The organism is Spirosoma taeanense (assembly GCF_013127955.1).
GTDB lineage: Bacteria > Bacteroidota > Bacteroidia > Cytophagales > Spirosomataceae > Spirosoma > Spirosoma taeanense.
Window position 1 is genome coordinate 4,338,868 of record NZ_CP053435.1, and the last position, 24,328, is coordinate 4,363,195.

Here is a 24,328-nt window from a genome sequence, read left to right on the forward strand (position 1 = left end):
ATTTTAGTGTGCGCCTACATCATTCGTTACGTCGACCACCCCCGGCGGACCTAAGCTAAACGGAAGTGACTGATAACCAGAAACCCACCAATAAAGAATTGACAGCGGCCGGAAAGCGTTTTGTGCATGGAGCTGACGTATCGCCAGCGTGTTTGTGGGAGTGGGATCTGCGCACTAATCAGATCTGGCAAAGCGAGCGGTTCCGGCAGGTATTTGGCCAGCCAACCAGTAAAGATAGCCCAGAGGCCGCTGCCTGGCATGACCGTATTCACCCCGACGACAAAGAATCGGTGACCAGGCACCTGCTTCACGTGGTTGAGCAGGGGGGCGAATGGGCCGCTGAGTACCGGTTCAGGCGCGTCGACGGCTCGTATGCACACGTATATGGCCAGGGGTATACTATGCCTGATACGGGCAAAGCCACCCGTATGACCGGTTACCTGACAGAGGTTTCCGGGCGGGTTCAGCCGCAACCAGCCGCCCCCGGCAGCGATCAGGACTGGGCAATGGCTCTGGAGTCGGCCGGGACAGTTCAGGCTATACCCGCAGAGCGACGACACAGCCAGACACTTCGGGAGATTGAAAAACACCTGCCCACGGCCTTTGACAATGCCGTAGTAGGCATTGTGGTAACAACAACGGGCGGGAAGTTTATCCAGATCAACCAGGCTTTTGGCTACATGATTGGCTATAGCCCGGAAGAGCTCGTAAACGGCTCCTTTTCGCAGGTCATCCATCCAGACGATCAGGACCGCTACCAGAAGCAGCTAACGGAACTCATGACCGGCGGTTTAACCTCGCTGGTTACGCAGATTCGCTGTCTGCACAGGGCAGGTTCTGTGGTGTGGATCAGTCTCCATACAACCCGTATCCATACGGAGCCCGATCGGGAGCAGCGCGTATTTTCAATCGTGCAGGATGTTACCCAGGACGTCGCCACGCGCGACGCCCAGCAGAAAATGCTGACCCTGGTTGATAACAGCGTTGAGTTAATGTCGGTCCTGGAGATGGACGGCAAAAACTCGTATATCAACAAGGCGGGATTAGCCATGCTCGGCTTCGACAGCGAACAACAGATGCGCGACACGCCCATTGAGCAGCTTCACGCTCCCGAGCATTTCCTCTTCGTTGAACAGCAGGTGCTCCCCTCGGTTATGAGTACGGGGCGCTGGTCGGGCGAGATGCTGGTTCGACACCTGAAAACCGGCGAAATTTTCCCTGTTTTTAACAACACCATCCGGATTGACGATCCTTATACCGGGCATCCCCTGGCCATAGGGGCCGTCATGCGGGATATGCGGCCGGAAATGGCGGCCCAGCAGGCGCTGGTGGAAAGCGAAGCGCGGTTTCGGAACATGATCATGCAGTCTCCGCTGGCTATTGGTTTGCTGCGGGGCGAAAACCTGGTAATCGAATCGGCCAACGAACTTATCCTGAGCCTTTGGGGTAAGACGGACACCATCATTGGCCAGTCGTTGCTGACGGCCTTACCCGAGATTCAGGGGCAGGGGTTCGTTGAGCTGCTGGAAAGCGTTTATCAGACCGGGCAGCCGTATTACGGTTATGAAACGCTCGCCCGGCTGCACCGCAATGGCCAGCTCGAAGACGCCTATTTCAATTTTGTTTACGCACCTGTCCGCGAGAACGAGGGCGCAATCAACGGGGTTATGGTCGTTGCGACCGAAGTTACGGCGCAGGTACAGGCAAAAAAAGAGCTGGAAGAGAGCGAGAAGCGGTTTCGCAACCTCGTGCTGGATGCGCCCATGGCAACGGCCGTCTACACTGGCCGCGATATGGTGATCCAGCTGGCTAACGATGCCATGCTGAAGCTATGGGGCAAAGGCGCTTCCGTGATCGGCAAAAAGCTGCGCGATGCTCTGCCGGAACTGGACGGACAGCCCTTTTATGACTTACTGAATACAGTCTATACCACCGGTGTAGCCTACCAGGGCACCGAAGACCGGGCCGACCTGGTTGTTGACGGTAAGCTGCAAACTTTTTATTTCAACTTTACCTATAAGCCCCTGCGGGACGCCGAGGGGCATGTGTACGCCATCCTGAATATGGCAGTCGACATTACGTACCAGGTGACGGCCAAGCAGCAGTTTCAAGAAGCCCAGGAAAGCCTCCGCGAAGCAGTCGACCTGGCCGAACTGGCCCCCTGGACAACGAACCTGCTTACCGGCGAGATGATCTGCTCGGAGCGCGTCAACAACTGGCTCGGAGTTTCGGAGCGCATCACCCCCGAAATCGTTGGCCGCTGCATTCATGAGAAAGACCAGGCGCGCGTCAATCGTATTGCTCAGGCAGCCATGAACCCCAGTTCAGGCGGAAAGATGGAGCTGGAATACACGGTTGTTCATCAGCAGACGCAGGAGGAACGTATTCTGCGTACGCAGGCGCGGGTCCTGTTCACTGAACAGGGCCTTCCTTACCTGATTCGGGGCACCTCGCAGGATATCACGGCTCACCGGATCACCGAGCAGGCACTGGAAAAGCAGGTTCAGCTCCGAACCGAAGAACTTATCAAATCCAACAGCCAGCTGAAGCAGTCGAACCAGGAGCTGGAACGGTATGCCTACGTAGCGAGCCACGACCTGCAGGAGCCCCTCCGCAAGATTCAGATGTATTCCAGCCTGATCCGCGAGCGCTACCTTCAGGATATCAGCTCCGAAGGACGTAATCACCTGATCAAGATCGAGGAGTCGGCCAACCGAATGTCGGTGCTGATCAAGAATATCCTGGATTTTTCCCGCATCAATCACGAATCCGGGTTCCTCAATCATGTTGACCTCCATGAGGTTGTTGAGGATGTTGTGCGGGATTTTGACCTTCTGCTTACGCAGAAAAACGGGCGGGTTGACGTTGGCGAGTTATGCGCTATACCGGCTATTCCGCTTCAGATGACCCAGCTCTTTTATAATCTGATTGCTAACTCACTCAAATTTACCCAGGAGGGTGTACCGCCGGTAATCACCATTGCCAGTCAGGTATTGACTGCGCAGGAACTGCGGGCGCACGAAAAACTAAACCCCCGGATTCCTTACTGCAAACTCTCTGTTTCGGATAACGGGATTGGATTTAACCCGGCATTCGTTGACAAGATTTTCGGTCTCTTCCAACGGCTTCATCACCAGCAGCAATACGAAGGCACGGGCATCGGGCTTTCGCTATGCCAACGTATCGTCTTCAATCATCAGGGCGAAATCTGGGCGGAATCCGAAGAAGGCAAAGGCGCCACCTTCCATATTATTCTGCCCATGAGCCGATAACCGCAGATTGCTTACGCAGGCTTGATCTGCACCCTAATTTCGATCAACTCTGACCAGGGTGCAGCGGTTCACGCCGGGCTTCAGCCGGTAAATTTTCCGCAAACCCCACTGTATATTAACCCTACCGGTTATTTTTGCACCGGCTCTCGGCCGTTTTTGCCCAATTTTCCCGTCCCTCATGTCCAAGAAAACCAAGATCGTGGCCACCATCGGCCCGGCTTCCGAAACGAAAGAACAATTGCTGGCATTAGCCAAAGCCGGAGTAAACGTCTTTCGGCTCAACTTTTCCCACGGTACCCACGAAGATCACCTGATGCGGCTGAACCGCATCCGCGAAATCAACGCCGAATACAACCTGAACCTGTGCATACTGCAGGACCTGCAGGGCCCCAAAATCCGGATCGGCAACGTCGAAAACAAAGACGGGGTCATGATTCTGCCCGGCAACCGGCTCGTATTCACCAACGACGACATTATTGGTACGGCCGAACGCGTCAGCACCCCCTATAAGGATATGTATAAAGACGTCCATCCGGGCGAGCGTATCCTGATGGACGATGGCAAGCTGGAAGTCCGGGTAGTAGGCACGGAAGGAACCGACGTTGTTACGGAGGTGGTCTACGGCGGATCCATGAAGTCGAAAAAAGGCGTTAACCTGCCTAATACGAAGGTTTCGATGCCGGCCGTTACCGACAAAGACTGGGAAGACCTGAAGTTTGGTCTGGAAAACAATGCCGAGTGGATCGCGCTGTCGTTTGTCCGGGAGGCTTCCGAAATCCTCGAAATTAAAGAGTATATCCGGTCGCAGGGTAAGAGCAGCCGCGTCATTGCCAAAATTGAGAAGCCCGAAGCCATTGAAAATATCGACGCCATCATTGCCGCTACCGACGGTTTGATGGTGGCCCGGGGCGACCTCGGCGTGGAACTGCCCGCTGAAGAAGTGCCAATGATCCAGAAAATGCTGGTCGAGAAGTGCAACCGGGCCGCCAAGCCGGTCATCGTAGCCACGCAGATGCTCGAAAGCATGATCGACGCGCCCCGCCCGACCCGCGCCGAGATCAACGACATCGCCAACTCGGTCCTGGATGGCGCCGACGCCGTCATGCTCAGCGCCGAAACGGCGTCGGGTAAGTATCCGATACTGGCCGTTGAGAGCATGGCCAACACCATCCGGCAGGTTGAAGCTACCACCGACAAAATCTATTACCGCTACCACGCCCACGTCAACGAGCAGCCCAGCGAGAACGTTATCAACGATAACGTCGTCATGAGCGCCTGCCGCCTGGCCCGCGACACCCGCGCCAAGGCCGTGATCGGTATTACCAACTCGGGCTATACGGCCGTTCGGCTGTCGCACCACCGCCCCAAAGCAGACCTGTACGTTTTCTCCAACGACCCGCAGCTGCGCAATACGCTCGGCCTGTACTGGGGCGTTCAGGTGATGCCTTACGAACCCGACAAGAATCTAACCATCGATCAGACCGTGGAAGGTATCAAGCAGACCCTCATCGGGCACGGAAAACTTTCTTCGGGCGATATTTTCATCAATACGCTCAGCATGCCGCTGACGCAGGCCCGCCGGACCAACACCGTAAAGCTGAGCTCTGTCGATTAAGACTCTGAATACATAGCCGACAGAGCTCAGCTGTCGGCTAACTAAAAAAAAGCCGCGAAGCCAAAGGCCCATCGCGGCTTTTCCGTTCTCACTGAAAATAGACGTTATGGCGAAGCCAGCCGGGCCGGCTTCGCCTTACTTATGCGGTTGCGTCGTCCTTTGTTTCGGCGACGGGCGTTTCTTCGGGAGCCGTTGTTACGTCCGACTGCTCGCTCACCGCATCGGTCGGCTGCTCGTCAAACACCTCGGGGGCGTACTGGCGCAGAATGCCGTACCAGACGATGAGTTTTTTAATGTCGGTCGGCCGGACACGCTCGCGGTCGTAGTCAGGCACAACCGTAGCCATAAAGTCAGCCAGTTCACTGTTCGAACCCTTGGGGTCAACAAGCAGCGAATCCCCGTATTTTTCGTTGACAGCGCGCAGAACGTTAGCCAGCGGAATGGACTGATCGGGCGTATCGACGTAAATCGAAATATCGTTCAGAACCGACACCCGCGCGGTTGGACCCATCATTGTCTTGGCTTTCCTGTCATCCAGCGACTCGACAATAACCCCATTGCGGCTGGGCTTCAGAATCCGAAACAGGCCACTCTGGCCCGCGATGTTGGCAATTTGTTTTAATGCTTCCATAGAGACTTTGTACATTGGTAACGCCCGTTTTGGCCGACGTATTGCCTTTAAATGAGAACGAAAGCGACAAAACAGAACGTAGCTGGCCGTAGCTGCTTTTGTTTACCGCTTCCGTTCTCGTATGTATTCTTCATTCAGGGGTCGGATGAAATTTAGAATGTCTTCGCGTCCGGTGGCCGTAACGGCCGAAGTCACGAACATCTGCGGGGCTTCCTCCCAGGTTTCCAGCAGTTTCGCCCGGTAGTTGTCCAGCGTATGCTGGAGCCTGGTGGGACCGAGCTTTTCGGTTTTGGTAAACACGATCACGAACGGCAGTCCCCGGTCGCCCAGGTTCTCCATAAAATCCAGATCGATCTTCTGCGGCTCAATCCGCGAGTCGACCAGCACGAAAATGCAGAGCAGGTTGGGTCGGCTGGTCAGATACCCATCAATGAGCGCGGCAAACTTTTCGCGCTCCACCTTGCTGACCTGCGCGTAGCCATAGCCGGGCAAATCGACCAGATACCATTCATTGTCAATAATGAAGTGGTTAATCAACTGGGTTTTGCCGGGTTTGCCCGAAATTTTGGCCAGCGACGAACGCCCCGTCAGCATATTGATCAACGACGATTTACCAACGTTGGAGCGCCCGATGAAGGCATATTCGGGCCGGTCGGGTTTCGGACACTGGGCCGGATCGGAGTTGCTGACAAAGAATTCGGCTTGTTTGACGGGCATAATCGTAATGACTAAAACGGGGGCAAAGGTCGGAAAGAATACGCAAACTGGCACATAGTTTCCCGTTGCGATTCTAACCGGAGGCTATTAACTTGCTCTGAAAACACGCAGCCGGAAACGAAACCGACGCCTTCACACGTTATACTCCCGACGAAAAACACATAAACCGCCGGCCAACCGGCTTACGCATGAAAAAAATAGTTTGTCTGTTAGCCCTTCTTTGTATTGGATTTGGTTTTGCCCCAACGAACGCAACTGGAGTCGGCGATACCAAACCAGCTTCGAACGCAGCCGGTGAAGGCATTCAGTTTACGGATGCTGCCTGGAAAGACATTCTGAAAAAAGCGAAAGCAGAAAAGAAAGTTATTTTCCTGGACGCCTACGCCAGCTGGTGCGGCCCCTGCAAACTGCTGCAGAAAAATGTTTTCACGAAGAAAGCCGTTGGCGATTTATACAACAGTAAGTTCATCAACGTAAAGATGGACATGGAAAAAGGCGAAGGCCCGGCGCTGTCGCAGGTGTATCCGCTGGAAGCCTATCCAACGCTGCTGTTCATTGACGGTAACGGCCGGGTGCTGAAAAAGGTCATTGGCCTGCAAACGCCCGAGAATCTGATTGCAATCGGCAAAAGCGTTAAATAATCCGAAACATATTCGCTACCAGACGGGGCGGCTCTGTGCACAGAGCCGCCCCGTCTGGTATGGGCCCTTTCAGACACGGCTGTGCATTAGCCTTCGCTTCAGAATGACATACGTTACGGCCAGACTGCCCAGTATAGCCCCCGCCAGCGCAGCCTGGGCACCAGCCGACCAGGTCAGGGCAGGCAGTATCAGACCGTTGATAACCAGCTGTACCAGGCCATATACGGCCGATACGCGCAGGTGCGGCCAGCGGCCTTTATGAACCAGCAGCTGAAACAGATGCAGGCGGTGCGCCTGGAAAATATTCTGCCCCAGCGCGAGCCGGTGGATGATGGTCAGGATGCTATCGACACCATACACGGCCAGGAAGAGCACGGGTAAATACGTCTCGCCTTGCCGGATCATCGGCAGCAGCGCGTACAGAATGATACAGGCAACCGACACACTACCGACATCACCGGCGAAACAGACCGCCTGCCGACGCGCGTTAAAGTAGCTGAAGATCAGCAGAGCGACGAACGTAAACGGCAGCAGGGCCCCGCTGATTGCCAGACCCGCCGAATCGATTGGCTGCTGGCCGTGCCAGTACCATAACGTGCCAACGGCAACAAGGCTATAAAACGCCGTGATGCCGTTAATTCCATCCATAAAATTATAGGCGTTCAGAATTCCTACGCCGATGATCAGGCTCAGGCCCATCATCCAGACGGTATCCGGAAAAACACCTGTTTGCCGCAGCAGCAGTCCCACCGCCACAAACTGAATACCGATGCGGTAACGGTTCGGTAAGGGTCGCAGGTCATCGAAAAAGCTGACGGCCGCTACCAGCGACAGCCCCAGAAAAAAATAAGGGTAGACAAAGCCGCTATAAAAAAACGCCCCCAGCGCAGCTACCCAGAACAGCATTCCCCCGCCCCGGATGGTCGTCAGGCCGGTATGCGAGCTGCGTTCGTTCGGCTTGTCAACAATGCTGTAGTACCGCGCCACCCGCAGGTACAGCAGTTCGGCCGCCAGTAAAGCCGTTGTGAGCAGAAGATAAACCATCAGATTCATTGGAACAGGTCAAGAACGGGGCGCGGGTGCCAGTTAAATTGTTGGCGGGCTGCGTCATCCGAAAAGGTCAGCGAGCCGGTGAGTTTCTGGAGCGCAATGGAATCGAGCGGAAACCGCCGACCTACCACGGCGTTGATGCCGTCGCCGACGCGCGCTACCTGCCGGGCAAGGCCCAGCGGCACGGCCGGAATCCGCTGGCGACCAACCTGCCGGGCAATAGCGTCTTCGAGTTCGCGGACACTGGGGTGATAGCCATCGGTGAGGTTGAACGTACCGCCTACGGCAGCCGCCCGCAGCAGCACGGCCGCTACGTCGTCGGCCCGGACCATGCTCCGGCGCGCCGATCCATCACCAATGCGCACGTAATAGCCGCGCCGGATGGCGTTCTGCATAGCCGCCAGATTTCCGTTCGGGCGTTCGGCGACAACCAGCGGCAGCCGCAGAATCGTGGTCCGGACCCCCATGCGCCGGCCCCACTCGCGCACAACGGCTTCGGCCCGCACTTTACTGGGTCCGTAGGCATCCTGCGCGTCGAGCGTCGTCTGCTCGTCCAGCCGCTGCCCTTCCGGACGGCCATACACCAGCACCGTACTGATATGCACAAAGGCAGCGGGCAAAGCCGGTCTTTGTTCCAAAGCCAGCAGAAGACGGCCCGTCCCCTGAACGTTCACCCGTTCGTAGTCGGCCAGTTCCTGCGCGTTACGTGGCACCGAATGGGCCTTACCCGCCGAGTTAATGACGACCTCGAACGGTTGCCCCGGCAGCTCAGGCACCTGTTCGGCCAGATCACAGCTAATGTGGGGGCAATCGGCGCAGGGACCGGTTGTCTGCCGACCAAGCGTAGTGACCGGATGCCCCGGCCGCAGTTCGGCCAGAATCCGGCTCCCCAGAAAACCCGATGCGCCCGTTAAGAGAATAGTCATACGGTAGCGGGTTCAGGGGCGTCGGCCCGTTCGGCGACGGTGGTTTGGATTTGCCGGGCCATCGCGCCCATGATCGTCTTACGTTGAAAGCGGGCGACAAAATCAGTCCGGTAACCTGTTCGGTACGGCAGGGCACGCAGCTGCGAAACCAGACTATCGACCTCGCCGGGGTTGAACAGAATCCGGTTGTCGAGGTGGTCGCGGACAAACTGAGCGGCATAGCCCGTGACACCCGCCACGACCGGCTTATCGGTAGCGCCGTACTCGAACAGCTTGGACGGCAGCACCCGCCGGAACGCGTCGAGATCATTTAGATGAACAAACAGGTAATCGGCCTTTTGGTACTGGGCAATCAGCTCTTTCCGACCCACGGGTTTGCGCAGCTCTACGTTCTGAACGCCTTCGGCCTGAATAGCGGCTTCGAGCCTGGCCTTCGCCCCCCCATCGCCGATCACCACGAACCGAAACCCATTGCCCAGTTGCCGGGCGGCCTGCGGAATGATCTTGTGCAGCCCCTGGCCTTCGCCAATGTTACCAGCGTAAAGCAGCGTTTTAGGCTCCGCTGCCGCTGCGGGCCCACTGACCGGAAAATCCAGAAACTCGTCGTCGATGCCGTTCGTAAAGTAAGTGTACGTCGCCTGCGAAAACCGGCTGAAGTACGACCGGAACCCCTCCGAAACCAGATTAATATGGCGGGCGTAGCCGAAGGTGTATGTTTCGACGGCCCACAGCACCGGGTTCAGCCCCAGGCGCAGCACCGGATTTTTGAGCACTTCCAGAATCGTTTCGCGGAACAGGTCCCTAATGTCGAGGAATAGCGGTTTACGCTGTCGACGGGCAAAGCGAGCACCCAGAAAGGCCGTAAACAGCCGCGACGAGGATGCCACCACCAGATCGTACTGCTGCCCCCGGGTGAGCCGGTGAGCCGCCCGGTAATACGTCAGGAACGAACGAATCTGATCGGCCAGCCCGCTGGCATGTGTGGGAATCACGACGCGGTCGATTATTACCCGGCAGCCGCTGTCGGCCAGGCGTTCTTCGTGGCCGGGTGCCGCGACTTTAAAGGATTGATAGCGGTTCGGCTGGGTCGTTACGACGTGGAGGGTATCCGCAGCCGAGAGCTGTTCGGCCAGTTCGCTCACCAATGGTGTGTTCCGGAACGAACCCGCACAGAGGTCCGGCTCAAAATAAAAGGTCAGGTATAGAATGTTCATTCGATCAGCGTTGCCTGGGTGTGGAGACGGTTAACAAACAGAACAGAAAGGCAGCTGCCGGACTGCCATTGGTTGAACCCCGTTGCCATATCATATTGGCTCAGGGTCGGCACCACCGGACGATCCGAACGGAAGTTCAGTCGCAGCGGTCCGACCAGGGCAGTATCGCCTGCCAGCCTAACGGAGATAGCGGGGTGAATATACAGACGGGCCATGCCGCTGATGGCGCAGGTCGAAGAGCCGGTGATCAGGTCGTTCATGCGAATTTCGCCGGGCCGTAAGTCCCAGCTCCGTTCGTGCGTAATGCCGAGGTGCCGGTAGCCATCGTGCCGGGCCGCCAGAACGGTATCGGTATCGGCCAGGAGCGTAACCCGCGCCCGACGCCCCACCCGAAAGCCGCCCCAGACCTCCGAGGAGTCCTGCCCGCCGACCTCTACCGTATTGTGGGCCGTTGTGCTGCGCTCCCAGGTCCGGCGCGGACTAATCTGGTAGGTTGATGTGCCGCTGTCCACAATTACCGGCTGGCCGTCCACATACAGCACAAAGGAGAGCGTATCGGCATGGGCATGTCCCGGCTGGTGATCCGGCCCCACCGCGCCCACATCAGCCAGCAGTTCGTAGCGCGGCAAACGCAGCATCCGGTAGCCGCTCTGGCCCAACGCCGTTTTTGATACCGGGCCCGCTCCGGCTGCCAACACCAGCGAGGCTTTTTCGCGAAGCTGGTCTGTCGTGGGCGCAATGTCCCAGGCGGCATCATTCACCATCGGCACGTCGCCGTTGGCAAACGTTACGGCCTCCAGCCAGCCAAGCATCTGACGGCCTTTTTCGACCAGGAAATCGACCAGTTCCGAATCTTCATGCCAGTTATCGGCCTGCAGAGCCAGCACTACGTCCAGCAGCCGGTCGAGCAGAATCTGGTGGTACATCGGGCTACGCTCATCGTGCCCCCCATCGGCCAGCACCTGAATCTCCAGTTCCGCACGGGTCAGGCGGGCGGCCTGCTGAAACCAGTCAGCCTGCCGGAAATACAGGGCACCGATCAGCAGCGCGAAACCATTTTCGAGCAGATGATTCCCCGCCAGATGGTATTCCAGCCGCCGACGCAGCAGGTCCGTCTGCGCGAACAGGTGCCGGTTAATCTCCTCGTCCTGAATCCGGTTTCGGCTAAGAAACTGCACCCAGTTGATGATTCGCAGGGAGGCTGGATACGGCTCCAGGCCATCCTTCAGCGTATCGGTCCGGCCGATAAACGCCTGAATCAGGGCCAGCCCTTCGTCGGCCGTAAGCCCCGGCTGGTTCAGAAAATCAAAGTAATTGAGGTTATACGTCCAGAGCTTGCCGTTGTCGGCAAAGTTCCAGTCGGGGCTTACGCCCTGCGGACTTAGTACGTCCACGGCGCTTTCCCCCGCGCTGGCTGCGGTCGTCACGCCTTCATGACGCAAATCTGGTTCCTCGTCAAAACTCACCGGCAGGTTCAGGAACGTAAAGGTTCCGTTCACCCACGAAACCGGCTTATCCGCTTCCGGCACCGCCAAAAAATACCCGACCGGTGCCGAATCAGGCAGCCGAAGCTGCGCCCGGCCCCGCAGCCGGTTAATTACCTGGTAGCGTATCTGCCGGGAGTGCAGATGCCGCACCGTTCTCCAGATTAACCCGATCTCATTCATACCGCTTCGGCGACTACGGCCTGCGTTTGCAGCTGGCCAATTGTATGTACGTCAATCCAGCGTCCCTCGCGCTGACTGTGCAGCGCCCCCAGCGTCGTCTGGGTCGTGTTCATAATCTCCGCAAAGGGAATCAGGGGCTGGCTGTCGGCAGGGGTGCGCAGCCGTTGAATCAGCTGCTTCATCTGCTCGGCATGGCCCTTGTCCTGTCGGCCGCTCAGGCTCGAGAAGCCCCGGAATCCATACCCCGTCAGCTTGCGGAAGTTGTCCAGCACCAGCGTCCGTTCCTGCGAATACACCTCCACGCGTTCCTTGGCGTAGGCCTTGCTGCCGTTGGCGAAGTAATTAATCACTCCCGTCGAACCGTTCTCGTAACGCAGCAGCAGCGAGGCCGAATCGCTCGTTTCGGATGGTTGCCGCCCCATGGCGTTCATGCACACGCACACCACCCGGCTGCCGGTCAGAAACGTAATCAAATCCACAAAATGGCAGGCTTCGCCCAGGATACGGCCACCCCCAACGGCGCGGTCATGCACCCAGGAATTGGCCGGAATAAACCCGGCGTTCATCGTCGCCACGATGTTCATCGGCACTTCATCCGACCGTTCACCGCCCAGGAGCGCTTTCATCTTCTGCGCGTGGGGCGAAAACCGTCGGTTGAAACCTACCATCACCGTCCGGCCCGACGCCTGCTGCGCGTCGATGATCGCCGATAGTTCCTCATCGTAGATTGCCAGGGGTTTCTCGACAAAGACGTGCTTACCCGCCCGCAGGGCCTCGACCACCATCCGGGCGTGGCTGTTGTGCCGGGTCGTTATCACGCACAGATCAATGGCCGGGTCGCTGATGATCTGGCGATAATCGGTTGTGCTTTCGGCAACGCCATGCTTATTCGCCAGCAGGGTAGCATTCAGCCCCCCCGCACTGGCAATGGTTTTCAGGTTGGCCCCGGCTGCTTTCAGGGCGGGCAGCAGCGTAGCGCCCGTAAAGTTACCCGCGCCAATCAGCCCGACTGTGCCGGTTCCGCCCCCGTACTGAGCTTCGCGCAGCACCACCGTCGAACTCAGCTCTACCGCTTCCGGATAGGTCATCAGGGAAGCAATCGACGGCCCGCCCGAGGGATTCGCCTGCCCCATCTGTCCATAAATGGCATTGTAATCCGCAAACGGCACGACCTCCGTGACGAACGGCTTTACGTCCAGTTGCCCACCCGCCAGCAGTTGCAGGATCGTCTGGAAGTTGCGGTTCTCGGTCCAGCGCACAAACGGCAGCGGGTAGTCCTGTCCCTGCTGTTCGTACTGATCGTCGTAACGGCCGGGCCCGTAGGAGCACGACACCTGAAACTGAAGCTCTTTTTCATAGAATTCGGCACGGCTCAGGTTCAGCCCCACTACGCCCACCAGGATGATCCGCCCGCGTTTGCGGCTCATACGGGCCGCCTGCGACATCAGCTCATCGGTTTTGGCCGACGCCGTTATCACCACGCCATCGGCCCCCACGTCATTCGTCAGCGACAGCACGGCCTTGACGGGGTCGGTACCCGCAGCCGGATTCAGAGCGATGATACCGCGCTGGTTGGCCAGTTGCAGCTTGGTCTCGTCTACGTCCAGCCCAATGACCCGGCAGCCGTTGAGCCGCAGTAGTTCGGCTGTCAGCAGCCCGATCAGGCCCAGTCCCACCACCACGATTGTTTCGCCCAGCGTAGGGTTGAGCAGCCGGATACCCTGCAGGCCAATGGCGCCAATGACCGTAAAAGCCGCTTCGTCGTCTGAAACACCGTCGGGAATGGGCGCGACCAGATTACGCGGCACGCACACCACCTCGGCATGGGGGCCGTTGGAGGCAACCCGATCCCCGATGCGCAGGTCCGTTACGCCCTCCCCGACCGCCAGCACCGTACCGACGTTGCAGTAACCGAGCGGCAGCGGCTGATCGAGCTTACGAAACACGGCTTCCAGCGTCGGCATCAGTCCATCGGACTGAATCTTTTCGAGTACCTGCTTCACCTTGTCGGGCTGCTGGCGGGCTTTGGCGATCAGATTCGCCTTACCGAACTCGACCAGCATCCGTTCCGTGCCGAGCGACACCAGCGACCGGCGCGTCTGGATCAGTACCTGCCCCCGGCGTACCTGCGGAGCCGGCACATCCTGAAGCAGGGTCTCACCGGTTTTTAAGTTTTGGATCAGTTGTTTCATGGCGGGATAGCGGCCAGAGAGTCTTTGAATAAAAAATCTATTGAGCGAGTTCAGCCAGGGCGGCCCCGGTAACAGCCGGTTTTGTTTCCAGCAGAATCCCGGCGATTCGCCCGGCGGCCTGTCCGTCCCAGAGGGGCGGTACGACACCGGGTTTGGCCTGCCCCGCCAGAATCTCGCCGACTTTCTGCCGAACGGTTTCGGCGTTCAGGTCGGCCAGGAGCTGGTTGGTGCCGAGCGTTACGGTCACGGGCCGCTCGGTCGAGTCGCGGAAGGTCAGGCAGGGCACCTGCAGATAGGTCGTTTCCTCCTGAATCCCGCCCGAATCGGTGATGACGATAGCCGCGTGTTCCATCAGGTTCAGAAACTCCAGATACCCCTGCGGCTCCAGCAGCTGCACGTTCGGAATCGCCAGCAGCCGGTCCATCAGCCCAAAGCGGGTCAGGTTGGCACGGGTGCGCGGATGCACCGGAAACAGCACCGTTTTGAGCGGAGCCGTGTTTTCCACGATCTGCACGATACTTCGTAGACCCGCTTCGGCATCGACATTGGCCGGACGGTGCATCGTCACTACGACATACGCGCCGGGGGTCTGTCCCAGCGCCCCGATGGTGTCGAGTTCATTGGCTTTACGTCGGTAATGCACCAGCGAGTCGATCATGACGTTGCCCACAAACTGCACTTTTTCATTGGCCACACCTTCGCGCCGGAGGTTGTCCAGCCCGGCCTGCTCGGTCACGAATAAAAGATCCGACAGGTTATCGGTCAGAATCCGGTTGATTTCTTCGGGCATCCGCCGATCACCCGAGCGCAGCCCAGCTTCAACGTGTGCCACCCGAACGCCCATCCGCACCGCCACCAGGGCGCAGGCAATTGTACTCGTTACGTCGCCCACCACCAGCACCCAGTCGGGTTGTTCGGCGGTCATGACCTCCTCAAACTTGAGCATGATCTCGGCCGTCTGCTGCGTGTGCGTGCCACCGCCAACGCCGAGGTAATAATCGGGCTGGGGCAGTTCGAGCTGGTTAAAGAACACGTCGCTCATGCGGGCGTCGTAGTGCTGGCCCGTATGCACGATTTTCGAGTCAATATCCGGATAGGCCAGAAACGCGCGGTGCAGGGGGGCCACCTTCATGAAGTTCGGCCGGGCCCCAACAATGTTCAGGATTTTCATTTACGGGTTTACAGTAAGTGGTGTGGTTAATTCCTGTTATATGTCCATGTCTTTCACGTACAGTCTCTAACTCGATCACCGGCTTGGTACGGTTTGAGAGTCAATCTTTGCAGTCAGCTGCGCCTTTTGCGGATAGAGTAGTTCAATAAATTCATTGATTTGATTATTGATTACCAGTTCTGTTTCTGGCAGACTCCCCGTCATATACTGCACGACGGCATCGGCAATACTTTCCGGATCATGCGGGTCAAAATCAGCAGACGGCCTCACTACATCAGACAGGTAAGGGCGTCGGCCAGCCAGTACAGAGTTCCCCATCCAGTATGATTCAACCAGGCCAAGCCCAAGCGTTTCATTCACCGACGGGAAAATGCAGGCAGAACAGCTATAGGTCAGCCGTAGCAAATCGTCGTAGGGTAAACTCCCTTTGTTTATGATAGCTACCCCCTTACGTTTCAGTATATCAATCTGCTGTAATAGTGCGGGCGTCGTATAGGGTGAATTTGGCGAAATGGTCAGATACAAGGTTGGGGTAAAGCCCCGCTGGTGCAGAACCGCCCAGGCCTTCAGCAGATTGGCGTGGTTTTTATGCGGTTCAGAGCTGCTGGCATAAATAAAGGCGTTACGGTTTTTTACAACCCGGGCCTCCTGCTCTTCCGCCTTGATTTGCTCAATCCGTTCCTGATTATAAAAAGGAAGGGTTTGCAGGCGAGTCCCCTGCACACCAAAGGTTTTAACAAAAGCCTCCCGGATGACCGGAATCTGAACCACAAACAGCTCGGAATAATCGAGGTTAGTTTGCAGATACAGCCTTCGCAATAGCCGTTTCAGGTAATGATTTCGGCTAAAATTACGGCGGTCGTGTCCCTTGAGATAATGCGAGTTGTGAAAATAAGTAACCGTCCGGACACCCGTATAAAAAGGCGGAGGGAAATTACCAAAACAAAGAATTGTCTTTGGCTTAACCTGCTGGATGTAAGTCCGCAGCATTGACTGCCGATTCAGAAGATTAATCTGAGCGTCTGCGTATTGGCCAGCAGGTGCGGTCAATGATACAGCTGGCTTCTTCAGCACAAAATACGGCAACCCCCGCTCACTTAGTTGATCAACTAAATACTGTAGCAGAATGGCCCCGCCCCCAGACACGTTAGCTGCATCGATCAATACCATTCTTTTTCGTTTTTAAAGAGTTGAGTTAGTATTAAATTCCTTCGGGTTGACTTAGACCGTGAGTGGTAATGCTTTCTGCTGAACATCAGTTTCCAGCCGTTTCAACTCCTGGAAAAGATCAAAACGGGATGCCTCCCTACCCGCTTCAACCATATCCTTTATATGCAGCATCAGCAGCGTCGATACCTCTACCTCCTCCCAATCCCGGTTGTCGGTCCAGTACGGCTGCAGGATGGCCCGTTCGTGGCCGACGTCTTTCGGGCTATAGCGACGTTCCAGTCGCCGGCTGCCCTGCCAGAGCTTGAGCGAACGAAAGTCATCAATGCGCGCAATCAGATCGCCATACTGCAGGTTGACCGATTCGCTGATGCCTTCAAATGGCTCCGAGCGGGCTGTCAGCAGGATAGATACTATATCCTGTTTATCGGTCGTGAACGTCACGCAAAGATTGTCGTCCGGCTCGGCGGGGTTCGCGTAGGCGATTCGAATATCGATCCAGTTGGGCAGGCTGCGCCAGCTCCAGATATGGACTGTCAGATCAATCCAGTGGCCCAGGTTCCCACAGACGCGGGTGCCTTCGTCGGGTCGGCGATACCAGTGATCCGGGGGAATCACGTGACCATTGATAAAATAGCTCAGGCTGAACCCACCGCCCGGCTTCTGCGCCGGTAACCACTCGCGAAGGGTCTGGATGGCCCGCGAGTATGGCCGGTTATAACCCGCAAACAGCCGGCCCGTTGCCGATTGCCGGGCCGCCGATAACTGGACGAACTGTTCGTAGCTAACCGAAACTGGCTTCTCGACATACACAGCCAGCCCCCGTTTCAGGCCCTCAACGGCATAGGGTGTATGCGATGCGTGGTTGGAAATAACGTATAAAAGCCGCAGCGCCGGATTCCCGAACACATCGGCCGGAGTTAAAGCTACGTTCCGGAACCCGTAGTAACTGCCCAGCGATTCGGCCTGCTTTTCGTCCAGGTCAAACGCATCTAAAAAGACATTGCCTTTGTGCTTCTGGAGATAAAAGCAAACGCAGCTGAATGCAAACTGGCCGCAGCCGATCAGTGACACCTCCGCCTGTCGTCGCAGCACAAAGGGGTTACGCAGCCAGGTTGGCCGCGTGCGGGCCACTGCCTTGTTCAGGGCCCGCTGCCAGCCATAGATCTTGGCGAAACGGATTAGTTTATATAACTGCTCAGACAAACGCATTATGAGAGTATGCTCAAACCAGTTAGGAAAATAGCTTTAAATAACTCTGCTCGAATTTTTCGGACTTAACATAATCGTTTGCTAAAGCTTTGGCCTGCTCGCTCATTTGGCTATATGTCTGATTATCCATATCCAAACAGATCTTTAACACATCAAGCCAGCACGACGGTTTTAAGGGAATGTCCCAGCCAACGTTTTTAGCAATCAAATTGCGCCAAGGTGTTTTATCACTGATGATCACTGGCAACCCCACTGACAGAGATTCAAATATGGTATGACCAAAGTTTTCGCCCAGAGTGGGTAATATCATAAAATCATATAGAGCCATCACTTCATTGACTTTATCATGTGGTAATGCTCCTTTATAAACGATTTGACAATTAATGGGTAACTCGCTTATAAACTCTTTACACTGCCGCCAATAGCTCGAATCTGCTATTGGGCCATAAAGATAAATCTCTATACTCCCCTGTCGAACACCCTTTAGTAGTTGAAGTAAAAATATAAGGTTTTTTACAGGGGTAATGCGGGACACATATACCAGACGAACTCTGCCCGTTTCCTTATAATAACTTTTTCGTTGGGAAAGCAATCGAGGAGTATCGGGCGCTAATCGTACTTGAAGGGGATCTATTTTAGAGTTAAAAAAAATACGCTTTATTGACTTAATTTCTTCAAAATCCGTCGCATGCCAAATGATTCGACCATTTAGAACAAATCGCATTAGATATATATAAGGCTTTTTTTTATAAGCCTTTAAATTGATTGCTCCTTCGTTTAGCTCACCACGGGGTGCAATAATAATTTTTTGTCGTGACCATAACGTAACAAATAGTAATATGCGCGTAAAATAAGAAAATAAGCTATTCGTATAAATATAATCAAAAGATTGAGACTGAATAAGCCCATGTATTGCCGCTATACTTATATGCGCCGGACTTAAATAAATTACTTGATAATATTCACATTTAATCCACTCATTTGTTAATATACCATCGTATGGCTGTAAATCGCCAAAGTCGCGATCACGAGTTACAATATACACCTCGTAGGTTTCACTCAAAAGTTGAGCTAAATTAGCAACAGACTGAATAGGTCCGCCGAATTTATAACCAGGCAGGTAGTATTCAACAAATAAAAGAATCTTCTCCCTAGGCTTATTCATATCAGCACAAAATAGCATTTAAGAAACTCAAACTAAGATTCATTAAAAGTCAACATATAAATTAACTATTTTCTTTGCTAGATTTACTAATATATGGTGTATATGTTAGTAAGAGAAACCGTACTAAATATAAAATCAATTCGTATCCTTTAAATAATAATTCCCCACTTTCAAGCATATGAATAAACCTTACTTTGAAATCACTATAAAATGTTTTAAAGGGTAGTATTGGCTTATATGTATATTGAAAAAGTACTTCTGGCAAATTGTGGAAACTAGCATTTCGTCTAACTCTTAACCATAAGTCTAGATCTTCTGTCTTTCTAAGCTTTTCATTATAGCCTCCAAATCTTTCAAAAAAATCAGCACGAAACATTACGCTTGGATGTATAAAAAAAGGCTTCAAATAGCGTTGAGAGACTATTCCAGCATGACTTGATGGCAATATGAGTGTGCTAACTAACTTACCCTCAGAATTAACTAGCTGAGCTCCTGTGCCAAGTACATCAACGTTAGGATTACGCATTAAAAAATCAACTTGCTTTTCAAGACGTTTAGAAAAACTAATATCATCAGAATCCATACGTGCAATAAACTCTCCTTTTGACAATTTTATGGCTTTGTTAAGGCAATATGCGAGACCACAATTTATCTCGTTATAAAATATTTTAATTCTATGATCTTTATTTGCATATATTTCAAGTATTCCTTGAGTACCATCAGTGCTTTTATCATCTATAATAATAAGCTCCCAATGCTTCCAAGATTGTCTAATTATACTATCTATTGAACTTGATATACTTTTCACGGAATTGAAACACGGCATAACAATAGATACAAATGGCTGATTCATTTTAATTTTAAGCAATGCTTATCTAAAAGTTTAAAAATCATATCAAAGCGATGCCACCAAGTATGGTAATTAAGCGCCTTCAAATAAGCGTTATGAGCTATAGTAGACCGCTCATCATGATGTGATAAATAATAATGGATGATGTCCACAGCATCTTCAAAATTATAATAGCACAATATTTCCTGATTGAGCACAAACCAATCTGGCAACTCAGAAGAATAAGAAGTTAACAAACAAGCCCCGCTTAATGCAAAATCAAATGTTTTGCCTTTTATATGAGAAGGCCAAAAAGAGTAGCCAACACCTTCATGACTAATTACAATTTTAGTCCTTTGGATTAACTGCCTTTGTATTTCAAACTCAACAAAACCATTTTGCCAACCTGGTCCATACGCTACAACATTGATATTATTACGATGAAGATGTTTAACTAGCTTCCCTCGTAAACCATACTTTTGACCAAAAAACGCTACATCAACATCTTTCTTAACAGCTTTATCAGGGTAATATAGACTAGGGAGAGAGCCTTCAGGTAAATAAACAGCAGGGCAGCCTTCTTTAAGATACCAATCGATAGAGTATTTTGCATTTGTAAAAGTAAGAGTACAACCATATGCAGCCTCTAAGGAGCCAGTTTGATAGTCATTAACTTTGCGGTTAAAAATTTGCTTATCATCAAACTGAAAATTTATTATCGGAACTTTGTATTCATACATAATTTTTCGCAATACTTCATTTGAAATATGCCCCCTAGATCCACCAATAAAAATCAAATCATAATTATTCGAACTAGTATAATTTAAAAGAGTGTTTGCATTCACTTCCCTATCTTTATATCCATTCTGGTCATTAAAGAATGCAGTATCAACTTTACCAAACTGGTTCAATGTAGGTTTAATATGCTTATCAAGCCAACCAGAATTATCATAAAACATTAGTATATTCAAATCTGTTCTATATGTAAAAGTAGTGTCATATAACCTTATTTTCTCTGTTATAACTTCATCGAAAGGTCGACTCGGCTTAGAAATATAAAAATCACGTAATGATTTATAATACTGCTGAAGTTGACGGTTTTTAAACGCAGCTTGTACGTCATGTAAAACTGGCACTTCTAAAATATAGTCTTTAAATTTTCTCATGACTTTGAAATAGCAGACCAGAGCTCAATATTTTTCATTACTACACTATTCATATCATACTTTTCGCTTACACTTGCCTTAGCTTTTAGGCCAATTGTGGCTAAATCAATTGATGATAGATTAAAAATATATCTTAAAGAGTCGATATAATCTTTTATAGTTCTGTTTACTATAAAACCGTCAATAGTATTCTTCACTAATTCAGTTGCCACAGGTATATTTGGAACAATTAAAACTTTAGCCATATTCATAGCTTCTATCCAAGCTAAAGGCATATTTTCTCTTTCTGACGCAAAAATACATACTGAAGCACGAGCTAATAGTTCATTAACTTCACTTCGCGAACGTTCTCCAAGAAAAACCACTCTATTGATCATTGAGGCTTTTTCCACCTTTTCTATTAATTCGTAATAATGAATTCTACCTACAAAATATAAATTAATATCCGGAAACTCATGAGCAATCTCAAGAAATGAATTAAGTATTATATCACAGCCCTTTAGCTTGCTTACTGTACCAACATGTAAGAGTATTCTATTAGTGGAAAATTCTTGCCGTTTAATTACTGGATAACAGTCAAAAACAATGTTAGGTATAACTGAATGCTTTTTTATTAATACCAACTTCCTAACGCTCTTCAATACAGAATCTGTAACACTGACTACAATATTGGCTCTATAGATGCTAAGTGCTTGTTGAAGCCACTTCATTATTAAGGTTAGTGATCTCTTACCGTAGAAATACCCATTTGTGTAAAAATTCGAATCATGAAGTCTGACTACAAAAGGAACATTTAAAAAGTGGTATGCTCCAAACCCTTCGTAATCGGGATATTCAATAACATCAATAGGTTGTACTTTATGAAGTTTTTTTAAATAATACTGCAAACGGATACAGTCAAAAAATGGCCCGATATGTTTAATTCTTGTTCTAGACAGCCTTATAACATTAAACGGATAGTTCTCCACATATGGCTTATTGTAATACATTCCTATCACTGTAACCTTATACCCCATTATATGGAGACACTGAGCCATACCAGCCACAAAATGCCCAATACCTCCGGAAGAAGCTGGTGGGAGCTCATTACAAATAAAAACAATATGTCTCATTTCAATCACACGTAGTCAAAAATACTCTCATTATTTATTAACATAACAACTACGTTTAGAACAACTAAGGCCAGTATAGGCCATTTAATTGATATGTTATATTCCTTTATTAATAAAAGCGGAGCAAAAAATGGCATACATACAATTACATATACATTGAATCCTGTATCCCCTCCTAATAATGATAACGACATTATAATGCCAAACAAGAATAATTTTGAAGTTTCTATATTCAGTCTCATTATTTTAACATTATACACAATCATTCTTAAAAAAATATAAAGTCCTATTATAGCAGTAGGAATATATGCTAATAAAAGCACCCAATTACCTCCATAAGCTATAGTGTCAACAACAACACTATACTTATACCAAGGAAATGGAGAGACTATAGCCATTACATACTTATATAATGGGAGTAAAGGTCCTAAATAAACATTTTCCATTACACCAATTTGTTTTTCATAAAAACTACTATTATATAACGAATTAGTATATGAATACAGTTCATATATACCTATTAAGACTGCTGGCGAAAGAATAGCAAAAATTAATTTAAGGCTAAAGGCCTCTTTATAGATCCGATAGATGAAGTATATAGCTATAAAAATAATTAAAGCCACTTTTATAAAAAAAAGAAGTATTATTCCTGTAATTAAGCCAATAAGTTTTATTAATGACTGCTTTATCATTAAGGATTCAAAGCTAATAAAGCATAAAAACATACTAAAAAAGGTAAGATAATGCCTTGTAGGATAAGCTATTACAGTCATAAATCCTGGAGAAATTAATATAAATAAAATCACTGCTAACAAGTTTTGCTTAGAAAGCACTTGCCATTTTAATGAAAAATAAAGTATTATTAATGCAAATTGAAGATGAAGCAATGATTGTATTAGTTGATAATCTTGTGAACTTGGAAATTCGTAAAATATTCTTGGCACAAGAGCTGTCGGTAAAAATCCTAAATTTAAATATTTCGGACCAGCTATAAAAAAGAGCCAAGATATATAATTATATCCCCCATTATTGAATCCTTCAATTATATCATCACTAATTTCAAAATATGCCTTTCCATCACCGACTTCAGTAAACAAGAAAGAGTTATAGTTGATTGAAAGCCAATAACATAAAATTGGATATAGTATAACAAGATTTACTAGTTTATATGGAAGACACCTTATTATGTATATACACATTAGCCAACTAGACAATAAAAAAGATAATGTGTGACTTATATCCTTCAGCAGATAAATCAATACCCAAGCAGATATACTGTATAATAACGCGCTCATAATCTATTCTTCTTATTTAAAATTATCAGCCAAATAAAATATATAGAGTTAGCCACTAAACTGCTTCCTATTACACCAGATATTGAACTCCTCTTTACAAAAATCATTAATAGTATTATCTCAATTACAGATGATACTATTTTAGGCTGAATGAGTTTTTTAGGCTGAATATCAATCATTTGTTTCATTGAAATTATTTGACCAGCTGAAAATAAACACCCAGCAAGCATCATCCAAGGTAAATAATAAGCATATTGAGCATATTTAATACTTGAAGCTAATATTATTACTTCTTTAGAATATAAATACGTTATGAATAGAATACCTATGATTAATAATATAAACCAAAATACTATAGAATCGTATAAACGGTGGGCAGCTTCATAGGATTTAGACGCTTGTTTAAATAAAATTGGAGCAGATAATTGCATAATTAGTCCACTGCCTAAACTTATCGTTTGAAAACCAAACTGATTAATTACTGCATATACTCCAACCTCGGCCCCTGAATAAAAGTAGTTTAAAATATATCTTTCAGAAAATGTTTGTCCCCATGTGAATATGCCCCAAATTGCAAAAGGGCTCGAATAAACAAATATTGACTTTTTGTAATCAACTTTTTTTTCATTAATTAAATGAGAGGAATTCCTATATTTAGAAAAAACATTTTTATAATTATACAAATTGAATAATAGTAATATTAATGCTGTCATTATAAAACAACTCAACGCATAGTAGATATTATCATTTAGAGCCCATATAATAATAAACGAAAATAAATATTTGAACTTGTCGAATACTTCAATTACAGCTGCGAGTATTCGTTTACGCTCAGCATTATATAATCCTGCATATATGCTGCTATTTAATCCATCTAAAATTAATAATATCGCAATAAATGTTACGATAGATATATATGCAACATTTACAAATAGGTACATAATGCTAATAAGACATAAAGAAATTAACACTACAACAGTTATTGCCTGAAATGTCAATTTCTTTATTGCACTTTCATAGAAATTAAACTGCCCATTTTCAATAGCTATTGAAAGATAACGGGATATTCCTTGACCTAAGGGACCATATATTAATAAAACTCCTAAAGTAGAAGCGCTTAATGCAACAGATAACTCTCCATAACTTTTTAAGCTCATTACTGTTGTTAGCATTTTGACCCCAATGAACTGTCCTACAATAGCAATTATTTTTCCTATAAAGATTATTGTAGGCTCTGCTCCAAATGCCTTTATATATTTAAATGACGACATTGAACATATAGAGTT

The 24,328-nt window shown here is 50.0% G+C and carries 19 protein-coding genes; 3 read left to right on the top strand and 16 right to left on the bottom strand.

Annotated features, from left to right (window positions below; translation table 11 throughout):
- Nucleotides 1–65 precede the first annotated feature (65 nt).
- Both HNV11_RS18135 and pyk read left to right on the top strand, forming a co-directional pair.
- Nucleotides 66–3,272: a PAS domain S-box protein gene (locus HNV11_RS18135; RefSeq protein WP_171741004.1), complete on the top strand. Its 3,207-nt coding sequence runs from the start codon at nt 66–68 to the stop codon at nt 3,270–3,272.
- 178 nt (nt 3,273–3,450) lie between these two features.
- Entirely contained in the window at nt 3,451–4,887 is a 1,437-nt protein-coding gene (gene pyk, locus HNV11_RS18140) for a pyruvate kinase (protein WP_171741005.1), read from the top strand.
- Between the two features lie 139 nt (nt 4,888–5,026).
- Here the strand turns inward: pyk and HNV11_RS18145 are convergent, their stop codons facing one another.
- Both HNV11_RS18145 and yihA read right to left on the bottom strand, forming a co-directional pair.
- Complete coding sequence (locus HNV11_RS18145; protein WP_171741006.1) at nt 5,027–5,518, bottom strand: DUF5606 family protein; 492 nt, start codon at nt 5,516–5,518, stop codon at nt 5,027–5,029.
- A 102-nt stretch (nt 5,519–5,620) separates the two neighbouring features.
- The gene (gene yihA, locus HNV11_RS18150) at nt 5,621–6,235 is read right to left on the bottom strand and encodes a ribosome biogenesis GTP-binding protein YihA/YsxC (protein ID WP_171741007.1); all 615 of its coding nucleotides are present in this window, start codon (nt 6,233–6,235) and stop codon (nt 5,621–5,623) included.
- Between the two features lie 188 nt (nt 6,236–6,423).
- Here yihA and HNV11_RS18155 point away from each other — a divergent pair, with 188 nt between their 5' ends.
- On the top strand, nt 6,424–6,876 hold the full coding sequence (locus tag HNV11_RS18155; protein ID WP_171741008.1) for a thioredoxin family protein: 453 nt from the start codon (nt 6,424–6,426) through the stop codon (nt 6,874–6,876).
- A 69-nt stretch (nt 6,877–6,945) separates the two neighbouring features.
- Here the strand turns inward: HNV11_RS18155 and HNV11_RS18160 are convergent, their stop codons facing one another.
- The 14 genes from HNV11_RS18160 to HNV11_RS18225 form a co-directional block, all read right to left on the bottom strand.
- A complete protein-coding gene (locus HNV11_RS18160) occupies nt 6,946–7,929 on the bottom strand; it encodes an MraY family glycosyltransferase (protein WP_171741009.1) in 984 nt (327 codons plus the stop codon).
- Nucleotides 7,926–8,852, bottom strand: a complete 927-nt coding sequence (locus HNV11_RS18165) for an NAD-dependent epimerase/dehydratase family protein (protein ID WP_171741010.1) — start codon at nt 8,850–8,852, stop codon at nt 7,926–7,928. The genes HNV11_RS18160 and HNV11_RS18165 overlap by 4 nt, the downstream gene beginning before the upstream one ends.
- A complete protein-coding gene (locus HNV11_RS18170) occupies nt 8,849–10,066 on the bottom strand; it encodes a glycosyltransferase family 4 protein (protein ID WP_171741011.1) in 1,218 nt (405 codons plus the stop codon). Before HNV11_RS18170 ends, HNV11_RS18165 begins: the two co-directional genes overlap by 4 nt.
- Nucleotides 10,063–11,733 (bottom strand): alginate lyase family protein, encoded by a 1,671-nt coding sequence (locus HNV11_RS18175; RefSeq protein WP_171741012.1) that lies wholly within the window; start codon nt 11,731–11,733, stop codon nt 10,063–10,065. Before HNV11_RS18175 ends, HNV11_RS18170 begins: the two co-directional genes overlap by 4 nt.
- The gene (locus HNV11_RS18180) at nt 11,730–13,925 is read right to left on the bottom strand and encodes a bi-domain-containing oxidoreductase (protein WP_171741013.1); all 2,196 of its coding nucleotides are present in this window, start codon (nt 13,923–13,925) and stop codon (nt 11,730–11,732) included. The genes HNV11_RS18175 and HNV11_RS18180 overlap by 4 nt, the downstream gene beginning before the upstream one ends.
- Before the next feature lie 37 nt (nt 13,926–13,962).
- Complete coding sequence (gene wecB / locus HNV11_RS18185; RefSeq protein ID WP_171741014.1) at nt 13,963–15,096, bottom strand: non-hydrolyzing UDP-N-acetylglucosamine 2-epimerase; 1,134 nt, start codon at nt 15,094–15,096, stop codon at nt 13,963–13,965.
- Between the two features lie 75 nt (nt 15,097–15,171).
- On the bottom strand, nt 15,172–16,266 hold the full coding sequence (locus tag HNV11_RS18190) for a glycosyltransferase (RefSeq protein WP_171741015.1): 1,095 nt from the start codon (nt 16,264–16,266) through the stop codon (nt 15,172–15,174).
- A 51-nt stretch (nt 16,267–16,317) separates the two neighbouring features.
- Nucleotides 16,318–17,469: a Gfo/Idh/MocA family protein gene (locus HNV11_RS18195; RefSeq protein WP_171741016.1), complete on the bottom strand. Its 1,152-nt coding sequence runs from the start codon at nt 17,467–17,469 to the stop codon at nt 16,318–16,320.
- A gap of 28 nt (nt 17,470–17,497) precedes the next feature.
- Entirely contained in the window at nt 17,498–18,640 is a 1,143-nt protein-coding gene (locus HNV11_RS18200) for a glycosyltransferase (protein ID WP_171741017.1), read from the bottom strand.
- A 61-nt stretch (nt 18,641–18,701) separates the two neighbouring features.
- Nucleotides 18,702–19,448 carry a glycosyltransferase gene (locus HNV11_RS18205; protein WP_171741018.1) on the bottom strand — a complete coding sequence of 249 codons (747 nt, stop codon included), beginning with the start codon at nt 19,446–19,448 and terminating at the stop codon, nt 18,702–18,704.
- Between the two features lie 41 nt (nt 19,449–19,489).
- Complete coding sequence (locus tag HNV11_RS18210; RefSeq protein ID WP_171741019.1) at nt 19,490–20,635, bottom strand: glycosyltransferase family protein; 1,146 nt, start codon at nt 20,633–20,635, stop codon at nt 19,490–19,492.
- The gene (locus tag HNV11_RS18215) at nt 20,632–21,747 is read right to left on the bottom strand and encodes a glycosyltransferase family 4 protein (protein WP_171741020.1); all 1,116 of its coding nucleotides are present in this window, start codon (nt 21,745–21,747) and stop codon (nt 20,632–20,634) included. The genes HNV11_RS18210 and HNV11_RS18215 overlap by 4 nt, the downstream gene beginning before the upstream one ends.
- Nucleotides 21,748–21,752: 5 nt before the next feature.
- The gene (locus HNV11_RS18220) at nt 21,753–22,844 is read right to left on the bottom strand and encodes a hypothetical protein (RefSeq protein ID WP_171741021.1); all 1,092 of its coding nucleotides are present in this window, start codon (nt 22,842–22,844) and stop codon (nt 21,753–21,755) included.
- Nucleotides 22,845–23,038: 194 nt separating this feature from the next.
- Complete coding sequence (locus tag HNV11_RS18225; RefSeq protein WP_171741022.1) at nt 23,039–24,313, bottom strand: lipopolysaccharide biosynthesis protein; 1,275 nt, start codon at nt 24,311–24,313, stop codon at nt 23,039–23,041.
- Nucleotides 24,314–24,328: the final 15 nt, after the last annotated feature.